We start from the raw sequence: 411 nt of genomic DNA, 5'->3' as shown, positions 1-411 counted from the left end.
GCGCTAAAGTAAATGATGAAGAGCCGCTTATCCATAGTTGGACATCTTTAAATTGATCAGTAATTATTTTGAGTGTTAACCCAATACCATTGATTCGCTGAGCTTCGTCTATAAACACCACTTTCTTGTTTCCAATTAGGCTGCGGATTTTCTCAGTATTTGGGGAGTCTAACAAATTTCTAACCGTAGGATCATCTCCATCGAAAAAAGCTACATCTTGGTTAGCTAGTTCATTCCGGATAAGAGTGGTTTTGCCAACCTGACGAGGGCCTATAACCATTATGGCTTTCCCCTTTCCTATCTTATTTCTAATTCTTTTGGCCAAAGTACGAGTTATCATGCCTTTTTGCCCATAATATAATAATTTTTAGGGATTGTATTCACTTTTAATTATGTTTATGTTGCATATAA

The 411-nt window shown here is 36.3% G+C and carries 1 protein-coding gene; it reads right to left on the bottom strand.

Annotation, left to right across the window (positions count from 1 at the left end; all coding sequences use genetic code 11):
- A partial coding sequence (locus FRY97_RS22095) for an AAA family ATPase (protein WP_147169788.1) occupies positions 1 to 340 on the bottom strand: 340 nt, incomplete at its 3' end.
- Positions 341 to 411 lie beyond the last annotated feature (71 nt).

Source organism: Phaeodactylibacter luteus (assembly GCF_007993045.1).
GTDB lineage: Bacteria > Bacteroidota > Bacteroidia > Chitinophagales > Saprospiraceae > Phaeodactylibacter > Phaeodactylibacter luteus.
This window is presented reverse-complemented; position numbering and strand designations above follow the sequence as displayed.